The sequence below is a fragment of the Streptomyces sp. NPDC051913 genome (assembly GCF_044593635.1).
Lineage (GTDB): Bacteria > Actinomycetota > Actinomycetes > Streptomycetales > Streptomycetaceae > Streptomyces.
Map to the genome: position 1 here is coordinate 677,849 of NZ_JBIUCI010000005.1, position 18,998 is coordinate 696,846.

An 18,998-nucleotide genomic window follows, 5' to 3' on the forward strand; every position below is an offset into this window, starting at 1 on the left:
CGCCCTCGTGCGTATCACCGACATCCAGCGCTGTGAGATCCGGCCCGGACGGCTCGTCGAGTGGACGCTCAGTCCGGCGACCGTGGCGGCGGCGCGGGGGCTGCCGGAGGACACCCGGCCACCGGCGTACATCCAGGAGTCGCACATCAGGACCGCCCGGACCGTGCGCGAGGACGGTCTCTTCGTCCCGACCTGGCTCGGTGCCGCCTTCGACCTCCCGGGGCCGGTCGACCTCGACGCCCTGGAGGGCGCCCTGCGCGCGTGGACGCTGCGGCACGAGACGCTGCGCAGCGGGTTCCGGACGGACGGGGACGCGCTGCGGCGGTTCACGCTGGACGCGCGGGACGTGTCCCTGCGCCGGGAGGAGGCCGGGGAGTTCACGGACGCGACCGCGCTGGTCCGGCACCTCCAGGACCGCTTCGACGTCACCGCGGACGCGCTGCGCTGGCCGAACCTGATCTACGCGGCGGTCGTACGGGACGACTCGACGAGTGTGTACATGGCGTTCGACCACAGCAACGTCGACGCGTACTCGATCTACCGGATCCCGTCGGAGATCCATGAGCTGTACGCGGGCGGGGGCGTGGCCGACGGGGCGCCGGTGAGCAGTTACATCGACTTCTGCCGGATCGAGCGGGCCGACGCGGACCGGATCGACGCCGACCACGAGGCGGTCGGGCGCTGGCGGGAGTTCATCCGGCGGTGCGACGGGACGCTGCCGAACTTCCCCCTGGACCTGGGGGTGGAGCCAGGTGGTCCGCTGCCCGAGCAGAAGATGATGTGCGAGATGCTCGTGGGTCCCGGGGAGGCGGCAGCCTTCGAGGCGTACTGCCGGCCGTACGGCGGGAGCCTGGTCGGGGTCCTCGCCGCCACCGCGCTGATCGCCGGGGAGATCGGGGGCGCGTCCGTCTACCGGACGGTGGTGCCCTTCCACACCCGGGTGAAGTCCCAGTGGTCCGACTCCGTCGGGTGGTACGTCGGCGGGGCACCCATCGAGGTGCCGGTGCCCGCCGACTTCCCGAGCGCCCTGCCGGCCGTACGGGCGCAGTTGCAGGCCGCCCGGCCGCTGTCCCGGATGCCGCTCGCCCGCATGCTGCGCCTGCTGGGCACCGACTTCCGGCCCACCTCGCCCGACCTGTACTCCATCGTGTCGTTCACCGACGCGCGCGCCCTGCCGGGGGCCGAGCGGTGGGACGCGCTGTCGGCGTACGGGCTGATCCGGGTGTCGTACGGGGACCAGGTGTGCGTGTGGCTGAACCGGCTGCCCGACGGGGTGTGGTTCGCCTGCCGGTACCCGGACACGGACGTCGCCTACAAGAACATGCGGCTGTACGTGGAGAGGCTGCGGGCGTTGATGGTGTCGGTGGGCGACTGAGAACGCCGGCGGCCCGGTCTAGGGCCTGTCCGGCGGATCAGGTCGCAGACGCGGGGCCTGGGACGCCCAGCCGCGGCGTTGTCGTCGGTTGCCGACGCTCCGCGTCGCCGCCCTCCTCCGCCTTGCAGCTGGACGCCCCAGGCCCCGCTCACCGGCGTCAATGAGATGCCGCGCTTTCCTGCGACCTGATCCGCCGGACAGGCCCTAGGCGAGTTCGTCCTCGGGGATCTCCACCAGCCAGCGGGTGTCCCTGCGCGGGCGCAGATAGAGGGCCCAGTAGAGGGTCGCCGCCGCCGTGATGCCGCCCGTCCACAGGAGGTACTGCGTCTCCTGCTGGCTGAGGATGTACGCCAGGACTCCGATCAGCAGGACGGGCACCGCGGGCCACAGGGGCATCCGCCAGGCCGGCGTGTGCCGGTGGCTGCCCCTGCGGGCCAGCAGGGCCGCCACCGCCACCAGCAGGTACATGCCCGTGACCGAGACGCCGGTCACGCCGTACAGGGTGTCCAGGTTGACGAAGCAGAGGGCCGCGCCGGGGATGCCGACCGCGAGGGTGGCGACCCACGGGGAGCCGAAGCGGCCGAGCTTGGAGAAGACGTTGTTGACCGGCTGGGGCCAGGCCTTGTCGCGGGCCGAGGCGAACAGGACACGGGAGTTCTGGATGACCATGACGATGCCCGCGTTGATGATCGCGAGGGCGACGCAGAGGCTGACGAAGGTGCCGACCGCCGAGTTGGACCAGGCCGTGACCATGCCGCTGATGTCGCCGCCGGTCAGTTCCGACAGGTCGCTCGCGCCCATGGTGATCGCCACCACCGGGACCAGGATGATCACCGAGGAGATGGCGAGGGTGGCGAGGACCGTGCGGGCGACGTTGCGGCGCGGGTTCTCCAGTTCCTCGGAGAGGTAGACGGCCGTGGAGAAGCCCTGGGTGACGAACAGGGCGATCGCCAGACCGGAGACCACCAGCATGGCCGTCACCGTGTCCGTGCCGCCTCCCGACCCCGCCACCTGCATCGACACCAGGCTGCCGGCGCCGCGCTCGGCGTGGGCGAAGCCCAGGACCGCGACGACCGCCGCCGCGATGACCTCCAGGACCAGGAAGACACCGGTGATCCAGGCGTTGGCGCGCAGGTCGAGGAGGCCGGCGAGGGTGGCCAGGAGCATCACTCCGGCACCCGCGAGGGACGGGTCCAGGTGGATCACGGGGGCCAGGTAGTCGGCCGTGCCCATCGCGATCACCGGCGGCACGATCATCACGACCAGGAGGGACAGGACGAAGACCAGCCAGCCCGCGAGGCGGCCCGCCATCGTCGAGACCATCGCGTACTCGCCGCCCGCGCTCGGGATGAGGGTGCCGAGCTCGGAGTAGCAGAACGCCACGGCGATACAGAGCAGGGAGCCGATCGCGATCGTGAGGGCGGTCGCGGTGCCGAGGGAGCCGAAGAGGTCGGGGACGACCACGAAGAGCGTGGAGGCGGGTGTCACGCAGGAGAGCGTGAGGAGGGTTCCGCCGACGACCCCGATCGAACGCTTGAGCTTCCGCTGCCCGGCCTCCGGGGCGTCGGGGAGCGCGGTGGTGTCGACAGGGCGGAGCGTGTCGGTCATACGGCGGTTCCCATCGACGTCGGCGTGCAGTGGATTGCGCTGCATCGAACCCTGACGAAACCAGCACGTCAATAGGTGTTTGCCTACGGAATCCGTAGATCGAAGTCGCCCCAACTCGCCTTTACGTCAATTCGAGTCAAGCTATTCCGCTTTTTGCGGCTGTACGGGAATCGCAGCTCGGGCGTCAAAAAATCGTTAGTGCGTCCGGAATGCGAACAAGTCAGTGGCTCCCGCTAGCATCACCAGTCACAGTTGACGCACAGATTGCACAGCGTGGGGTGGGGACAGATGAAGGTGAAGCACACGGCTGCCTGGGTGGGGTTCACGGCGGCGGCACTCGTGGCCACGTCGGCCTGTGGCGCCGACTCCGTGAAGCAGGCGGCCGAGGCGGTCGACAAGACCGACGCGATCATGGCGGCGCTCGCCCGGGCCACGGACCGGACCGAGGAGCTCGGGTCGGCCCAGGTGAAGATGTCGACCGACATAGGCACCGGCACCCCGATCGCCATGGACGGCACGTACTCGTGGGGCGACGGATTCGCCTACGACGTCGAGATGGACACCAAGGCCGCCCAGATGCAGACGCTGACCGACGACCCGTCCGTCCGTGTCCTGTTCGTGGACGGCGCCTACTACTACGACGTGGACCCGCAGCCCTCCGGCCCGCTGGAGGGCAAGGAGTGGATGAAGATCGACGGCTCCGCCGTCTTCGGCGAGTCCGGCGCCCAGGCCCTCAGCGGCAGCAACGGCAGCCCGTCGGCGTCCATGAAGGGCCTCAAGTACGCCAAGGACGTCGAGAACCTCGGCAAGGAGACCCTCAACGGACGGAGCACGACCCACTACCGGGCAGTGCTCGGCAAGGACCAGCTGGGCAAGTTCGCGGAGGCCCTCGGCGACGAGAACACCCTCGCGGGCTCGGCGACCGGCGGCATGACCTCGATCTCCATGGAGGTCTGGGTCGGGGCCGATGATCTGCCGGTCCGGCTCAAGCAGGAGATGGGGGCCATGAAGGTCACCATGGACTTCGAGAAGTTCGGCAAGACCGCTGAGGTCAAGGCTCCCCCGGCCGCGGAGACCGCCGACATGACCCAGGCGATCAAGGACATGCAGGAGCAGCAGTAGGCATGACCGAGCCCGGGCACCTGCCTTCAGGTGCCCGGGCTCGGTGCTCACTCGCTCAGTGGTTGCGCGGGAAGCCCAGGTCCACGCCCGCCGGGGCGTCGGCCGGGTCGGGCCAGCGGGTCGTGACGACCTTGCCGCGGGTGTAGAAGTGGGTGCCGTCGTTGCCGTAGATGTGGTGGTCGCCGAAGAGCGAGTCCTTCCAGCCACCGAAGCTGTGGTAGCCGACGGGGACCGGGATCGGGACGTTCACGCCGACCATGCCTGCCTCGACCTCCAGCTGGAAGCGGCGGGCGGCGCCGCCGTCCCGGGTGAAGATCGCGGTGCCGTTGCCGAAGGGCGAGGCGTTGATGAGGGCCAGGCCCTCCTCGTACGTGTCGACGCGCAGGACGGTCAGGACGGGGCCGAAGATCTCGTCCTGGTAGGCCTTCGCGGTGGTCGGCACCTTGTCGAGGAGCGAGATGCCGATCCAGTGGCCGTCCTCGAAGCCCTCGACCGTGTAGCCGGAGCCGTCCAGGACGACCTCGCAGCCCTCGGCCGCGGCGCCGGTGACGTAGGACGCCACCTTGTCGCGGTGGACCTTGGTGATGAGCGGGCCCATCTCCGAGGTCGGGTCGTTGCCGGGGCCGATCTTGATCTTCTCGGCGCGCTCGCGGATCTTGTCCACCAGCTCGTCGCCGATCGAGCCGACGGCGACGACGGCCGAGATGGCCATGCAGCGCTCGCCCGCGGAGCCGTAGGCCGCCGAGACGGCCGCGTCCGCCGCCGCGTCGAGGTCGGCGTCCGGGAGGACCAGCATGTGGTTCTTGGCGCCGCCGAGGGCCTGGACGCGCTTGCCGTTCGCCGAGGCCGTGGTGTGGATGTAGCGGGCGATCGGGGTCGAGCCGACGAAGGAGACGGCCTTGACGTCCGGGTGCTCGAGCAGGCGGTCGACGGCCACCTTGTCGCCGTGGACGACGTTGAAGACGCCGTCGGGCAGACCGGCCTCGGCCAGCAGCTCGGCGATCTTGAGGGAGGCCGACGGGTCCTTCTCGGACGGCTTCAGCACGAAGGTGTTGCCGGTCGCGATGGCGATCGGGAACATCCACATCGGGACCATCGCCGGGAAGTTGAACGGCGTGATGCCGGCGACGACACCGAGCGGCTGGCGGATCGAGGCGACGTCCACGCGGCTGGCGACCTCGGTCGACAGTTCGCCCTTCAGCTGCACGGTGATGCCACACGCCAGGTCGACGATCTCCAGGCCGCGCGCGACCTCGCCCAGCGCGTCGCTGTGCACCTTGCCGTGCTCGGCGGTGATCAGCTCGGCGATCGCGTCCCGGTTCGCCTCCAGGAGCGCCCGGAACTTGAAGAGGATGGTGGTCCGCTTGGCGAGGGACGAGGTGCCCCAGGTGGCGAACGCGTCCTTGGCGGCGGCGACCGCGGAGTCGACCTCGTCGACGGAGGCGAACGCGACCTTGGTGGTGACCGCGCCGGTGGCGGGGTCGGTGACCGGCCCGTAGTTGCCCGACGCGCCTTCGACGGTCTTGCCGCCGATCCAGTGGTTGACGATCTTCGTCATGCCCAGTTGCTCCTTCACAGATGGCGGCGTCGGGTAGAGACGTGCCGGTCGTACAGCTCTCGTGCCTTCACCGCGGACGGTCGGGTCGCGGTCTCGGCCACAGGTACATCCCACCAGGCTTGCGCCGGAGGCGCGCCCGACACTGTGTCTGCCGTTTCGGTCTCGACGTAGACACATGTGGGAGTGTCCGCCGCGCGTGCCTGCGCGAGGGCCTCGCGCAGGTCACCCACGGTCTTCGCGCGCAGCACGCGCATGCCCAGACTGGCCGCGTTGGCGGCCAGGTCCACCGGGAGCGGGGCCCCGGTGTAGGTACCGTCGTCCGACTGGTACCGGTACGCGGTGCCGAACCGCTCGCCGCCCACCGACTCCGACAGGCCGCCGATCGAGGCGTACCCGTGGTTCTGGATGAGCAGCATCTTGATCGCGACGCCCTCCTGGACGGCGGTCACGATCTCGGTCGGCATCATGAGGTAGGTCCCGTCGCCGACGAGCGCCCAGACATTGCGCTCGGGGGCGGCCATCTTCACGCCGATCGCGGCCGGGATCTCGTAGCCCATGCAGGAGTAGCCGTACTCCAGGTGGTACTGGTCCCGGGACCGCGCCCGCCACAGTTTGTGCAGGTCGCCGGGGAGGGAACCGGCCGCGTTGATGATGATGTCGCTCTCGTCCACCAGCGCGTCCAGGGCGCCGAGGACCTGCGGCTGGGTGGGGCGCACGTCTATCTCGTCGGCCTCGTAGCAGGCGTCGACGCGGTGCTCCCAGCGCTGCTTGTCCTCGGTGTACTCGGTGACGTACGCGTCGGCGACCTTGTGCCCGTGCATGCCCAGGGCCTCGGTCAGCTCCGCGAGGCCGCTGCGGGCGTCCGCGACCAGGGGCTGTCCCCCGAGCTTGTGGCCGTCGAAGGGCGCGATGTTGAGGTTGAGGAAGCGGACTCCGGGCGCCTCGAACAATGTCCCGGAGGCGGTGGTGAAGTCGGTGTAGCGGGTGCCGACACCGATCACCAGGTCGGCCTGGCGGGCGAGTTCGTTGGCGGTGGCGGTGCCGGTGTGGCCGACGCCGCCGACGTCCTGGGGGTGGTCGTGACGCAGCGAGCCCTTGCCTGCCTGGGTGGAGGCGACGGGGACGCCGGTGGCCTCGGCGAACTCGGCGAGGGCCTCCTCGGCGCGGCTGTGGTGGACTCCGCCGCCCGCGACGATCAGCGGGCGTCGGGCCGACCTGATCGCCCGGACCGCCTCGGCGAGTTCGGTGGGATCGGCGCCCGGACGTCGTACGACCCAGGTGCGCTCGGCGAAGAACTCGTCGGGCCAGTCGTACGCCTCGGCCTGGACGTCCTGCGGGAGGGCGAGGGTGACCGCGCCGGTCTCGACGGGGTCGGTGAGGACCCGCATGGCCTGGAGGGCGGCCGGGATCAGGGCCTCCGGGCGGGTCACCCGGTCGAAGAACCTCGACACCGGGCGCAGACAGTCGTTGACGCTGAGGTCGCCCGCGTAGGGGACCTCCAGCTGCTGGAGGACCGGGTCGGCGGGGCGGGTGGCGAAGATGTCGCCGGGCAGCAGCAGGACCGGGAGGTGGTTGATCGTGGCGAGCGCGGCGCCGGTGACCAGGTTGGTGGCGCCGGGGCCGATGGAGGTCGTGACGGCGTGGGTGGAGAGACGGTTGGACTGGCGGGCGTAGCCGACGGCCGCGTGCACCATCGACTGCTCGTTGCGGCCCTGGTGGTACGGCATGTCGTCGGCGTACTCGACGAGCGCCTGGCCGAGCCCGGCGACGTTTCCGTGGCCGAAGATGCCCCAGGTCGCGGAGATCAACCGCTGCCGTACACCGTCGCGTTCGGTGTACTGGGCGGCGAGGAAGCGGACGAGCGCCTGGGCGACGGTCAGCCGGGTCGTGGTCGGAGTCATCGGTAACCCTCCGTGTGGTCCGGGTGGAAGCAGATCCGCCACTCCCGTGTCTCCCCCGGGCCCGCCATGACGTTCAGGTAGTACATGTCGTGGTCGGGCTGGGCGATCGACGGGCCGTGCCATCCGTCGGGGACGAGGACGGCGTCACCGGAGCGGACCTCCGTGAGGACGTCCGATCCGCCCTCACGGGAAGGGGATACGCGCTGATAGCCGAAACCGTTCGGGCCGTCGATCTCGAAGTAGTAGATCTCCTCCAGCTCCGCTTCCACGCCCGGCCGGTGCTCGTCGTGCTTGTGGGGCGGGTACGAGGACCAGTTGCCGCCGGGGGTGATGACCTCGACGGCGATCAGCTTGTCGCAGTCGAAGGCGTCGGCGGAGGCGAAGTTGCGGACGTGGCGCAGCCGGTTGCCGCTGCCGCGTTCCTCGGTGGGGACCTCCGGCGCGGGGCCGTAGCGGGCGGGGAGTCGTCGCTCGCACTTCGCTCCTGCCAGGGCGAAGCGGCCTCCCGCGCCGGAGGCGATCGTTGCCCGGGCGTCGCGGGGCACGTACGCGAAGTCGGAGACCGACGCGAACACGCTTTCCCTGCCCAGGAGTTGGAATTCGTTTTCTTCTGTTTGTACGGTACATCCGCCTTCCAGCGGAAGCACGATCCACTCGCTGTCGCCGGTGGTGAAGCTGTGCGTGCCACCGGGTTCCAGCGCGACGATCCGCAGACTGGAGTGCGTCCAACCGGCCCGCTTCGGGTCGATGTCCACTGTGTACAGGGAGTTGGTGGAGGAACCCTTGGGGATGTAGAGATCGTTACTCATGCGGCCCTCACAGCAGTCCGACGGCGGTGTCCACGGCGGCGGCCACGTCCCCGTCCGCCGGGTAGAGCAGCGAACGGCCGACCACGAGTCCGCGCACGGTGGGCAGTTGGAGCGCGCCCCGCCACTTCTCGTACGCCCCGTCCTGGTCGTCACCGACCTCGCCGCCCAGCAGGACCGCGGGGAGCGTGGAGGTGGCCATGACCTCGGCCATGTCGTCGGGGTTCTCGGTGACCGGCACCTTCAGCCAGGTGTAGGCCGAACTGCCACCCAGGCCCGAGGCGATGGCGATGGAGCGGGTGACGGCCTCGGCGGAGAGGTCGTTCCTGACCTTGCCCGCGTCCGTCCGGCTGCTGATGAACGGCTCGACGAAGATCGGGAGTCGGCGCGCGGCCATGTCGTCGATGGCGCGGGCGGTGGACTCCATGGTGGTGAGGGAGCCCGGGTCGTCGTAGTCGATACGGAGAAGCAGTTTGCCGGCGTCGAAGCCGAGCCGCTCGATGTCCTCGGCGCGGTGGCCGGTGAAGCGGTCGTCGAGTTCGAAGCGGGCGCCCTGGAGGCCGCCGCGGTTCATCGAGCCCATGACGACCTTGCCGTCGAGCGCGCCGAGCAGCAGCAGGTCGTCGAGGATGTCAGCGGTCGCGAGGACGCCGTCGACGCCGGGGCGGGAGAGCGCCAGGCAGAGACGTTCGAGCAGGTCGGCGCGGTTGGCCATGGCCATGCTGTTGCCGCCGACACCGAGCGCTCCCCGGGCGGGGTGGTCGGCGGCGACGATCATCAGACGGCCGCTGTCGTTCAGCAGGGACCTGCGGGTGCGGCGGTCCGCGGCCTCGGCGATCGCCTCGGGGCGTTCGGCGCGCAGGCGGACGAGTTCGGTGATGTCGACGCTCACTTGACAGCTCCCGCCGCGATCGCGGACTCGATCTCGGCCGGTGTCGGCATGGCGGAGCTGCACTCCAGGCGGGAGGCGACGATCGCGCCGGCCGCGTTGGCGTGCCGCATGATCTTCTCCAGGTCCCAGCCTTCGAGCAGGCCGTGGCAGAGGGAGCCGCCGAAGGCGTCTCCGGCGCCGAGCCCGTTGAGGACGTCGACCGGCAGGGGCGGGACCTCGGCGGAGTTCCCGTTCCGGTCGACGGCCAGGACGCCCTTGGGGCCCTGCTTGACGACGGCGATCTCGACCCCGGCGTCAAGGAGCGCCTCGGCGGCGGCGCGGGGCTCGCGGACGCCCGTGGCGACCTCGACCTCGTCGAGGTTCCCGACGGCGACGGTGGTGTGCTTGAGGGCCTCGGCGTAGAAGGGGCGGGCCGCGTCCGGGTCTTTCCAGAACATGGGGCGCCAGTCGAGGTCGAAGACCGTGAGGCCGGCCTTGGCCCGGTGGGCGAGGGCCGCGAGGGTCGCCGTACGGCTGGGCTCCTCGCTCAGGCCGGTGCCGGTGACCCAGAAGACGCGGGCCTCGCGGATGGCGTCGAGGTCGAGCTCGTGGGCGTCGATCTCCAGGTCGGGGGCCTTGGGCTGCCGGTAGAAGTACAGCGGGAAGTCGTCCGGCGGGAAGATCTCGCAGAAGACGACCGGGGTGGGCAGGCCGGGTACCGGGGTGACCCAGCGGTCGTCCACGCCGAAGTCCTTCAGTGCCTCGTGGAGGTAGGTGCCGAAGGGGTCGTCGCCGGTGCGGGTGATCACCGCGGTCCGCCGTCCCAGCCGGGCCGCGGCGACCGCGACGTTCGTCGCCGAGCCGCCGAGGAACTTGCCGAAGGACGACACCTGCGGCAGTGGGACGCCCGTCTGCAGCGGATAGAGGTCCACTCCGATCCGCCCCATGGTGATCAGGTCGTACGCCATCGAGTTCCCTTCATGCCGGTCGGACCATCGCGTCCCGCCCCGGGCTTCGTATCGGCTCTCCACGGCTTTCTAGTCCCCCGGACGGAGCCCTGTCAATGTTTTGTCCAGACATTCGGACCAGCTCTTGACAGCGCTTACCGCTCACGCGGAAGCTGACCGGCATGACGTCGTTGTCACCCTCTTCCTCACTGTCCCGCATCCGCATCGGGTCGGCTCCCGACTCCTGGGGTGTGTGGTTCCCCGACGACCCCCAGCAGGTCCCCTGGCAGCGCTTCCTCGACGAGGTCGCGGACTCCGGTTACGAGTGGATCGAGCTTGGCCCTTACGGGTATCTGCCGACCGATCCCACCGTGCTCACCGAGGAGGTGGGCCGGCGCGGGCTGAAGGTGTCGGCCGGCACGGTCTTCACCGGGCTGCACCACGGCGAGTCCGTCTGGGAGAAGACCTGGGCGCATGTCGCCGACAACGCGGTGCTGGCGCAGGCCATGGGCGCGAAGCACCTCGTCGTCATCCCGTCCTTCTGGCGGGACGACAAGACCGGCGAGGTGCTGGAGTCGGACACGCTGACGCCTGAGCAGTGGCGCAACCTCACCTCGCTCACCGAGCGGCTCGGGGAGCGGGTGCGGGAGGAGTACGGGCTCCGGATCGTCGTCCATCCGCACGCCGACACGCACATCGACAGCGAGGACAACGTCACGCGCTTCCTGGACGGGACGGACTCGTCGCTGGTGTCGCTGTGCCTGGACACGGGGCACTACGCGTACTGCGGCGGGGACAGCGTGAAGCTGATCGAGACGTACGGGTCCCGGATCGGGTACCTGCATCTGAAGCAGGTCGATCCCGAGATCCTCGCCGACGTACGGGCCAAGGGGACGCCGTTCGGGCCCGCGGTGGCGCAGGGTGTGATGTGTGAACCGCCGTCGGGTGTACCGGCGTTGGGGCCTGTCTTGGAGGCGGCGCAGAAGTTGGACGTGGATCTGTTCGCGATCGTGGAGCAGGACATGTATCCGTGCGAGCCGGACAAGCCGTTGCCCATCGCTCAGCGGACTCGGGCGTTTTTGAGGTCCTGCGGGGCTTAGCTCTTCGCTGCGGGTGAGCGGGGGCTGGTCGCGCAGTTCCCCGCGCCCCTTGAGGCGTTGCAGCATGGCTTGATGACAAGTGCCGTGCGTTCTCGGTCCGGCCATGGGGCCTGGGGTTCCTGGGAAGTTGCCCTTGCCCTGCCTCATGCCCGGCTCCGCCCCGGCGTTCTTTCGTATCGCGGGGTCCGGATGGCGCTCTCTCGGCCTCGGCGGCGGCTTGAGGCGCCCATCGGGGCGGCCACTCTGCTGTTGGGGTTCGGGGAGGCGGTGCGGATCAGTCGGGGCGGGCGGGTGCCGGACACGCTCGTGTCCGTGTACTGCGGGCCCACCACCACTCCTGCCATCGGGGAGCACGACGGGCGGCTTTCGGGGATCGAGGTGTTGCTCGCTCCCTGGGCCGCCTTCTCGTTGTTCGGGACACCGCAGTACGAGCTGGTCAACCGGACCGTGGATCCTGATGAGTTGCCGCATGCGCTGCCCGGCAGGGTCGACGAACTCGCCGCCGCGCTCGACGCCTTGCCGACCTGGGAGGCCCGGTTCGGGCTGCTGGACGACGTGTTGGCGCGGTGGTCGCGGGACGGTACGGCTCCGTCGGCCCGCGTGGTGCGGGCGTGGGCGGAGTTGGTGCGGACGGGTGGGGTGATCCCCGTGCCGCGACTCGCCGAGGACGTCGGCTGGAGTGTGCGGCAGCTGGAGAGCCGGTTCCGGGAGCAGATCGGCCTCGGGCCGAAGGCGGCGGGGCGGGTGCTGCGGTTGCAGCGAGCGCGGCGGCTGCTGGCCGCGGGGCGGGGGCAGGCGGAGACGGCGGCGCTGTGCGGGTTCTACGACCAGGCCCATCTCAGCGGGGAGTTCAAGGCGATGACCGGGTGCACGCCACGGGAGTTCACGCTCGCCCGGCGCGGGGCGCACGGTCCGGCCGCGGGTGACCGGATCAGCGGCGAGGCGACGAGTCTGGTGCTCGCGGCGCCCGGATCGAGGGGGAGTGCGGATTTTTCCAAGACCCCCGGGGTTGGCTGAATGCAGTCTGTGGCTCCCGGCCGTTGTGCGCCCCCAGTGGCCACCGGGGAGGCGGGGGAGCTGGTGGAGCCGGGCCCGGCGCAGCGGGTCCGGCCCCACCTGTGGGAACCCTCCCGCGCCGCCCTGTCAACGCGCCGCGCCCACGCGCCCGCGTGCGCCTTTGCTGCACTCGTGTCACGAACACCCCTTGTGTGTCACACATGTCGCGTATACGCGGGTCTTGCGTCACACGCGGTGCACAGGGCCTGACCTGCGCTCACTCTCCGTCGTTGACGGGGCACAGGCTTTGTGACGCCAGCGCAGCGCCCGGTACCCCCGACGGCCGTTCCCGGCCGCCGCCGCGGCGCGCGCAGGGAGGTGCACCCCTCATGACCGACCGAAGGCTCTGGTCGTACAAGGAGATCGCCGCGCACATCAAGGTGCAGCCGGACACCGTGCGGTCGTACCGCAAACACGGGCTGCTGCCCCCACCCGACCACGTGGAGGGCGGCAAGCCCTTCTGGTACGCGGACACGGTGCGGGCCTGGGTCGCCGCCCGCCCCGGCAACCGAGGCAGGCGAGAGGACTACTGAGGAGAAACACGGTTGCCGACCCGGAGCCCGGCCGGTGGGGAGCCGTGGACGAGCTTCTCCGTCATCCGCGACCCCGAGGTCGTCCGCTTCACCGGCGGGCCGGGCACCGAGTTCACCTTGGAGCACCTGCGTTCCTGGTACGGCTCCCGGTCCGCCCAGCCGGACCGCCTCGACCTCGCCGTCACCGACCGCGCCACCGGCGAACTCGTCGGCGAGGTGGTGCTGTACGAGTGGGACGCCCGGGCCCTGCGCGCCTACGAGAAGGCCGGTTTCGTGCGGGAAGGCGTCCGGCGCGAGGCGGATCTGCGGGACGGGCGGTGGGTCGACTGGGTGCTCATGGCCGTACTGGAACAGGAGTGGGCGGCCCTCAGCCCCACGGCTCGATGACCGTGACCCCCGCCCCCGGTGCCCTTCCCATCGCCGCCAACGCGGCCGGTGTCGCGTTCAGGTTGATCGTGGAGGTGACCAGCAGGTCCGGTCGCAGTACTCCTGCCCGGACCAGGGCCAGCATGCCCGGGTAGGTGTGCGCGGCCATGCCGTGGCTGCCCAGGATCTCCAGCTCCAGGGCGATCACGCGGGCCATCGGGACGGGGGTCGTGCCGTCCATCGAGGGGAGCAGCCCGACCTGGAGGTGCCGGCCGCGGCGGCGGAGGGAGTTGACGGAGGCCGCGCAGGTGAGCGGGGAGCCCAGGGCGTCGAGCGACAAGTGGGCGCCGCCGCCGGTGAGTTCGCGTACCGCCGCTGCCGTGTCATCGGCCACCGAAGCGTTCACCACCTCCGTCGCGCCGAACTTCCGTGCCAGCTCCAGGGCTTGGGGCGACACGTCCACCGCCACCACCCGCGCTCCGGCCGCCGCCGCGATCATCACCGCCGACAGGCCCACCCCACCGCAGCCGTGCACCGCGACCCACTCCCCCGCCGCGACCCGCCCCTGCTGCACGACCGCCCGGAACGCGGTGGCGAACCGGCAGCCCAGGGCGGCCGCGGTGGCGAAGGACAGTTCCTCGGGGACGGCGACCAGGTTCACGTCGGCGTGGTCGAGGGCCACGTACTGCGCGAAGGAACCCCAGTGTGTGAAGCCTGGCTGGGTCTGCCGCTCGCAGATCTGGTGGTCGCCGGCCGCGCAGGCGGCACACGTTCCGCAGGCGCACACGAAGGGCACGGTGACGCGGTCGCCGGGGCGCCAGGCGGTGACCCGGTCGCCGACCGCCTCGACGACACCGGCGAGTTCATGGCCGGGCACGTGCGGGAGCGTGATGTCGGGGTCGTGGCCCTGCCAGCCGTGCCAGTCGCTGCGGCACAGACCGGTGGCCGACACCCGGACCACGACCCCGTGCGGGGCCGGTCCGGGGTCGGGCACCTCCCGCACCTCGGCCGGCTCGCCGTACCGCTCGAAGACCACTGCCCGCATGTGCGCTCCCATCGCCGTGAAGGTCTGGCCCCTCCATCCTGACCCGGCTTCACCACGACTCCGAACCTCCGAGCGGCTCCTCGACCACCCTCCGCTCGCCGCGCAGCCGCAGCCCGGCCAGCGGGAACAGCAGTACCGACAGCATCGCGGCGCCGACCAGTGCCGCCGCCTCGTCCGTCTTCAGGACGTCGTCGTCGACACCGATCGTGGTGATGGCGACGACCAGGGGAAGCGCGGTGGACGCGAAGAGGGTCAGGGCGCGCCGGTCCCGTCGTACGAGATCCGGCGGGGCCAGCGCGTACACGGGCAGGCCGCGGACCAGGACGAACAGCAGCAGGAAGACCGGCAGGAGGAGCAGCGCCCGGCCGCCGGACAGCAGGGCGTCGAGGTCGAACTCGATGCCGGTGACGACGTAGAACACCGGCACCAGGAAGCCGAACCCCATCGCCTCGACCTTCTCCAGGACGGGCCCCGCGCTCTCCGGCGCCGCCCCGTGCAGCAGCAGCCGGGTGAGCATCCCGGCGGCGAAGGCGCCGAGCAGGGTGTCGAGGCCGAGCGCCTGGGAGATGCCGAGCATCACCGCGAGGAGCAGGACGACCAGCCTTACGGCGAACTGGCCGCTGCTGTGCAGGGTCTTCGCGATCACCCGGGGGAACCACGGCGGGCGCGGGCGCATCGCCCACCACACCGCGGCGGCCGTCAGCAGCGCGAACGCCGCCAGGACCGCCGTCGACCGGCCCGGTGCACGCCCGCTCAGCAGCAGCGCGATGGCGATGATCGGCCCGAACTCGCCGACCGCGCCGAACGCCGTCAGCACCGAGCCGAACCGCGAGTGCAGATCCCCCGCGTCACGCAGCACCGGCAGGACCGTGCCGAGGGCCGTGCTGGTGAGGGCCGTACCGATGTAGACACCCTTGGACAGTCCGGTGAGGGCGAAGGCCAGCGCCAGTCCGACGACGAGCGCGGTCAGCCATGCCCACAGTGCGCGCTTGAGGGTGTCGCCGCGGACCTTGTCGAACTCGATCTCGTAACCGGCGAGGAAGATCAGCATCGCCAGGCCCAGGTCGGACAGGGTGTCGATGACCTGCCCGTCGCCGGCCCAGCCCAGTACGTCCGGGCCGGCCAGGACGCCCAGCAGGATCTCGAAGATGACGAGCGGCACCGGCAGCCAGCGGCTGACCCCGTACGCCAGCAGGGGTGCGAGCACCGCGATGGACATGATCAGGATGAGCGTCCCGGCCTGCGACATGATCGGTATCTACCATAAAGTTCCGAAGAATCCGCTCTGCTGACGTACAAGCGGTTTGGTCGTACGTCACTCACCGTCGTCCGTCGCGACCCCCCTTGGAGAAATACCCCCTAGGGGTATAGTGTGAAGCATGTGGACGCCACCGCGGGTCCCGTAGAACCCACACGCCTCGAAGAGGAGAACGAGATGACCGCCCAGAGCGACACCCAGGTCACCACCGTCTACAAGGTGAGCGGCATGAGCTGCGGCCACTGCGAGGGCTCGGTCTCCGGCGAGATCTCCGAACTCCCCGGCGTCAGCTCCGTGAAGGCCGTCGCCTCCACCGGTGAGGTCACCGTCGTCTCCACCGCCGCACTCGACGAGGAAGCCGTGCGCGCGGCGGTCGACGAGGCCGGCTTCGAGCTCGTCGGCAAGGCGTAACCAGTACCTCCTGGAGTACGGAACATGTCCGGCACCACCGCCCCGATAGGCCCGCCCGCCGAGGTCGAACTCGTCATCGGCGGCATGACCTGCGCCTCCTGCGCCGCCCGCGTGGAGAAGAAGCTCAACCGGATGGACGGCGTGACCGCCACCGTCAACTACGCGACGGAGAAGGCGAAGGTCACCTACGCCGAGGGCGTCGAGGTCGCGGATCTGATCGCGACGGTGGTGCGGACGGGGTACACGGCCGAGGAGCCGGCGCCTCCGGCGGAAGAGACCGCCCCGGACGAGGACCCGGAGTCGGCGTCCCTGCGTCAGCGGCTCGTCGTCTCCGCCCTCCTCGCCGTCCCCGTCGTCCTCCTGTCGATGGTCCCGGCCCTCCAGTTCGACAACTGGCAGTGGCTGGCCCTCACCCTCGCCTCCCCGGTGGTCGTCTGGGGCGGGCTGCCCTTCCACCGCGCCGCCTGGACCAACCTCCGGCACGGCGCCGCCACCATGGACACCCTCGTCTCGCTGGGCACGCTGGCGGCGTACGGCTGGTCGCTGTGGGCGCTGTTCCTCGGGGACGCGGGCACGGCCGGCATGAAGGACGAGTTCACGTTCACCGTCGCGCGCGTGGACGCGAGCACGACCATCTATCTCGAAGTCGCGGCCGGTGTCACCACGTTCATCCTGCTCGGCCGCTATCTGGAGGCCCGCTCCAAGCGCCGCGCGGGGGCGGCCCTTCGGGCCCTGATGGAGCTGGGCGCCAAGGACGTGGCGGTACTGCGGGACGGCCACGAGGTCCGCGTCCCCGTCTCCCGTCTCTCGGTCGGCGACCGTTTCGTCGTCCGCCCCGGGGAGAAGTTCGCCACCGACGGCACGGTCGTCGAGGGTGTCTCCGCCGTCGACGCGTCGATGCTGACCGGAGAGTCGGTGCCGGTGGACGTCACGGTCGGGGACGCGGTCGCGGGCGCGACCGTGAACGCGGGCGGGCGGCTGGTCGTCGAGGCCACGCGCGTGGGCGCCGACACCCAGCTCGCGCGGATGGCGCGGCTGGTCGAGGAGGCGCAGAACGGCAAGGCCGAGGTGCAGCGGCTCGCCGACCGGATCTCGGCCGTCTTCGTCCCGGCGGTCATCGCGATCGCCGTGGCCACGCTCGGTGGCCGGCTCGGCGCGACCGGCGACCCGGCCGCCGCGTTCACCGCGGCCGTCGCCGTCCTGATCATCGCCTGCCCGTGCGCGCTGGGTCTCGCCACCCCGACCGCGCTGATGGTCGGCACGGGCCGCGGCGCCCAGCTCGGCATCCTCATCAAGGGCCCCGAGGTCCTCGAATCGACCCGCCGCGTCGACACCGTCGTCCTCGACAAGACGGGCACGGTGACCACCGGCCGTATGACCCTCCACGAGGTCCACGTCGTCCAGGGCGCCGACGCGAGGCAGGTGCTGCGGCTCGCGGGCGCCGTGGAGCACGCCTCCGAGCATCCCGTCGCCCGGGCGGTCGCCGCCGGTGCACAGGAGCGGGTGGGGGCGCTGCCGGCGGTCGAGGCGTTCGAGAACGTGCCCGGGCGGGGTGTGCGCGGACGCGTGGAGGGCCATGACGTGGCCGTGGGGCGCCTCTTCGACACGCTGCCGGAGGAGTTGGCCCGAGCCAGGGACGAGGCCGAGAGGGGCGGCCGTACGGCCGTCGTGGTCGGCTGGGACGGGGCGGCACGCGGCGTCCTGGCCGTCGCGGACGCGGTGAAGGAGACCAGCGCCGAGGCGGTGCGGGAACTGCGGGCCCTCGGGCTCACGCCGGTGCTGCTGACCGGGGACAACCGGACGGTCGCCGAGGCGGTGGCCGAGCGGGTCGGGATCTCGCGGGTCGTGGCGGAGGTGCTGCCCGAGGACAAGGTGGAGGCCGTACGGCGGCTCCAGGGCGAGGGGCGGGTCGTCGCCATGGTCGGCGACGGGGTCAACGACGCCGCCGCGCTCGCCGTGGCCGACCTGGGGCTGGCGATGGGGACCGGGACGGACGCGGCGATCGAGGCGGGGGATCTGACGCTGGTGCGCGGGGATCTGCGGGTGGCCGCGGATGCCATCCGGCTGTCGCGGCGGACGCTGACCACGATCAAGGGGAACCTGGTGTGGGCCTTCGGCTACAACGTGGCCGCGCTGCCGCTGGCCGCCGCGGGGCTGTTGAACCCGATGATCGCCGGTGCCGCCATGGCGTTCTCCTCGGTCTTCGTCGTGACGAACAGCCTGCGATTGCGCTCATTCCGTTAGGGGGGACCCTCTGGAGTCCGGCGCGCGGCTCACATAAGCTCTTCACAAGGCTCGCGCATCATCCTTACGCTTGGGCCCCGATCGGCGTATCGGTTCCCTTGCGTATCAAACGGACAAATGCAAGAGACGCAGATCACAGTGATGTGAACGTAACCATCGAAGGGGTTCGAAGGTCTAAGTTGGCGATGTCAGGCCGCGTCTTGGGGGGCGCATCCTGGCATCTGGGGATGTCTTGGGGGACTTCCTCAGAGATGCGTTGCCGGGACACGTACGTCGGGAAGCTTTGAGCGGCCCGCCCGACCGTGCGCTGTCCCGGCAGATCGCACACCGCAGTACACACAAGTAGGAGTACGACGAGTTTTGCTCGTTCTGCTCAACACAGCGATTCAGGCGCTGTTTTCTCACAGACGCCCGGCCGGATCCCGTGGGGGGAATCCGCACCGGGACATGGGAAGGCGCCCTGGACGTCGGCCCGTGGGGGGACCGCCGCCAGGGCGCCTTCTGTTTTCCACCGTTCACTCCCGGGCACACGACGAGGCCCCGCAGCCGGCATCGGCATACGGGGCCCTGTGTGACCTGACGACTCAGCGCAGCCGACCCGGGGGCAACCCCCGGACCCCCGGCCGACCCCTCGGGCATCCCGCGCCGCACACCGGAAGACCCGACAGGCGCAGCCGAAGCCAGGAGGGCCGATCGGCGGCAGGGCATCGATCAAGCAGGGCCCGACCGACGCGGGCCAAGCCCAGGAAGACCGACCAGCAGCAGGGCGCCGATCAAGCGACGCCCCCACCGGCAGG

General features: G+C 70.7%; 16 protein-coding genes. 8 read left to right on the forward strand and 8 right to left on the reverse strand.

Annotated features, from left to right (window positions below):
- Positions 1 to 7: 7 nt before the first annotated feature.
- The gene (locus tag ACIHIX_RS19245) at positions 8 to 1,375 is read left to right on the forward strand and encodes a condensation domain-containing protein (protein WP_399957209.1); all 1,368 of its coding nucleotides are present in this window, start codon (positions 8 to 10) and stop codon (positions 1,373 to 1,375) included.
- 204 nt (positions 1,376 to 1,579) lie between these two features.
- Here the strand turns inward: ACIHIX_RS19245 and ACIHIX_RS19250 are convergent, their stop codons facing one another.
- Positions 1,580 to 2,983: an APC family permease gene (locus ACIHIX_RS19250; RefSeq protein ID WP_399957212.1), complete on the reverse strand. Its 1,404-nt coding sequence runs from the start codon at positions 2,981 to 2,983 to the stop codon at positions 1,580 to 1,582.
- A gap of 288 nt (positions 2,984 to 3,271) precedes the next feature.
- Between ACIHIX_RS19250 and ACIHIX_RS19255 the strand changes: the two genes are divergently transcribed.
- Positions 3,272 to 4,105: a hypothetical protein gene (locus ACIHIX_RS19255; protein WP_399957215.1), complete on the forward strand. Its 834-nt coding sequence runs from the start codon at positions 3,272 to 3,274 to the stop codon at positions 4,103 to 4,105.
- A 55-nt stretch (positions 4,106 to 4,160) separates the two neighbouring features.
- On the opposite strand, the gene mmsA is transcribed toward ACIHIX_RS19255, so the two are convergent.
- Genes mmsA through iolC form a run of 5 tightly spaced genes read right to left on the reverse strand, consistent with a single transcriptional unit; the run spans position 4,161 to position 10,209 of the window.
- Positions 4,161 to 5,663 carry a CoA-acylating methylmalonate-semialdehyde dehydrogenase gene (gene mmsA / locus ACIHIX_RS19260; protein ID WP_399957218.1) on the reverse strand — a complete coding sequence of 501 codons (1,503 nt, stop codon included), beginning with the start codon at positions 5,661 to 5,663 and terminating at the stop codon, positions 4,161 to 4,163.
- 14 nt (positions 5,664 to 5,677) lie between these two features.
- Positions 5,678 to 7,564, reverse strand: a complete 1,887-nt coding sequence (gene iolD, locus ACIHIX_RS19265; RefSeq protein ID WP_399957221.1) for a 3D-(3,5/4)-trihydroxycyclohexane-1,2-dione acylhydrolase (decyclizing) — start codon at positions 7,562 to 7,564, stop codon at positions 5,678 to 5,680.
- Complete coding sequence (gene iolB, locus ACIHIX_RS19270; protein WP_399957224.1) at positions 7,561 to 8,373, reverse strand: 5-deoxy-glucuronate isomerase; 813 nt, start codon at positions 8,371 to 8,373, stop codon at positions 7,561 to 7,563. Before iolB ends, iolD begins: the two co-directional genes overlap by 4 nt.
- Before the next feature lie 7 nt (positions 8,374 to 8,380).
- Positions 8,381 to 9,262, reverse strand: a complete 882-nt coding sequence (locus ACIHIX_RS19275; protein WP_399957226.1) for a deoxyribose-phosphate aldolase — start codon at positions 9,260 to 9,262, stop codon at positions 8,381 to 8,383.
- The gene (gene iolC, locus ACIHIX_RS19280; protein WP_399957229.1) at positions 9,259 to 10,209 is read right to left on the reverse strand and encodes a 5-dehydro-2-deoxygluconokinase; all 951 of its coding nucleotides are present in this window, start codon (positions 10,207 to 10,209) and stop codon (positions 9,259 to 9,261) included. Before iolC ends, ACIHIX_RS19275 begins: the two co-directional genes overlap by 4 nt.
- 161 nt (positions 10,210 to 10,370) lie before the next feature.
- Between iolC and ACIHIX_RS19285 the strand changes: the two genes are divergently transcribed.
- The 4 genes from ACIHIX_RS19285 to ACIHIX_RS19300 all read left to right on the forward strand — a co-directional run bounded on the left by ACIHIX_RS19285 (position 10,371) and on the right by ACIHIX_RS19300 (position 13,264).
- A complete protein-coding gene (locus tag ACIHIX_RS19285) occupies positions 10,371 to 11,288 on the forward strand; it encodes a sugar phosphate isomerase/epimerase family protein (RefSeq protein WP_399957232.1) in 918 nt (305 codons plus the stop codon).
- Positions 11,289 to 11,477: 189 nt separating this feature from the next.
- On the forward strand, positions 11,478 to 12,305 hold the full coding sequence (locus tag ACIHIX_RS19290; RefSeq protein ID WP_399957236.1) for a helix-turn-helix domain-containing protein: 828 nt from the start codon (positions 11,478 to 11,480) through the stop codon (positions 12,303 to 12,305).
- Between the two features lie 368 nt (positions 12,306 to 12,673).
- Positions 12,674 to 12,877 (forward strand): helix-turn-helix transcriptional regulator, encoded by a 204-nt coding sequence (locus ACIHIX_RS19295; protein ID WP_399957239.1) that lies wholly within the window; start codon positions 12,674 to 12,676, stop codon positions 12,875 to 12,877.
- Between the two features lie 12 nt (positions 12,878 to 12,889).
- A complete protein-coding gene (locus ACIHIX_RS19300) occupies positions 12,890 to 13,264 on the forward strand; it encodes a GNAT family N-acetyltransferase (protein WP_399957243.1) in 375 nt (124 codons plus the stop codon).
- Here ACIHIX_RS19300 and ACIHIX_RS19305 read toward each other — a convergent pair.
- Both ACIHIX_RS19305 and ACIHIX_RS19310 read right to left on the reverse strand, forming a co-directional pair.
- Positions 13,245 to 14,288 carry a zinc-dependent alcohol dehydrogenase family protein gene (locus ACIHIX_RS19305; protein ID WP_399957246.1) on the reverse strand — a complete coding sequence of 348 codons (1,044 nt, stop codon included), beginning with the start codon at positions 14,286 to 14,288 and terminating at the stop codon, positions 13,245 to 13,247. The genes ACIHIX_RS19300 and ACIHIX_RS19305 overlap by 20 nt on opposite strands.
- A gap of 49 nt (positions 14,289 to 14,337) precedes the next feature.
- A complete protein-coding gene (locus tag ACIHIX_RS19310) occupies positions 14,338 to 15,537 on the reverse strand; it encodes a cation:proton antiporter (RefSeq protein ID WP_399957249.1) in 1,200 nt (399 codons plus the stop codon).
- Between the two features lie 186 nt (positions 15,538 to 15,723).
- On the opposite strand from ACIHIX_RS19310, the gene ACIHIX_RS19315 reads away from it, so the two are divergent.
- Both ACIHIX_RS19315 and ACIHIX_RS19320 read left to right on the forward strand, forming a co-directional pair.
- Positions 15,724 to 15,957 (forward strand): heavy-metal-associated domain-containing protein, encoded by a 234-nt coding sequence (locus ACIHIX_RS19315; protein WP_399957252.1) that lies wholly within the window; start codon positions 15,724 to 15,726, stop codon positions 15,955 to 15,957.
- A 24-nt stretch (positions 15,958 to 15,981) separates the two neighbouring features.
- The gene (locus ACIHIX_RS19320; RefSeq protein WP_399957255.1) at positions 15,982 to 18,201 is read left to right on the forward strand and encodes a heavy metal translocating P-type ATPase; all 2,220 of its coding nucleotides are present in this window, start codon (positions 15,982 to 15,984) and stop codon (positions 18,199 to 18,201) included.
- Positions 18,202 to 18,998: the final 797 nt, after the last annotated feature.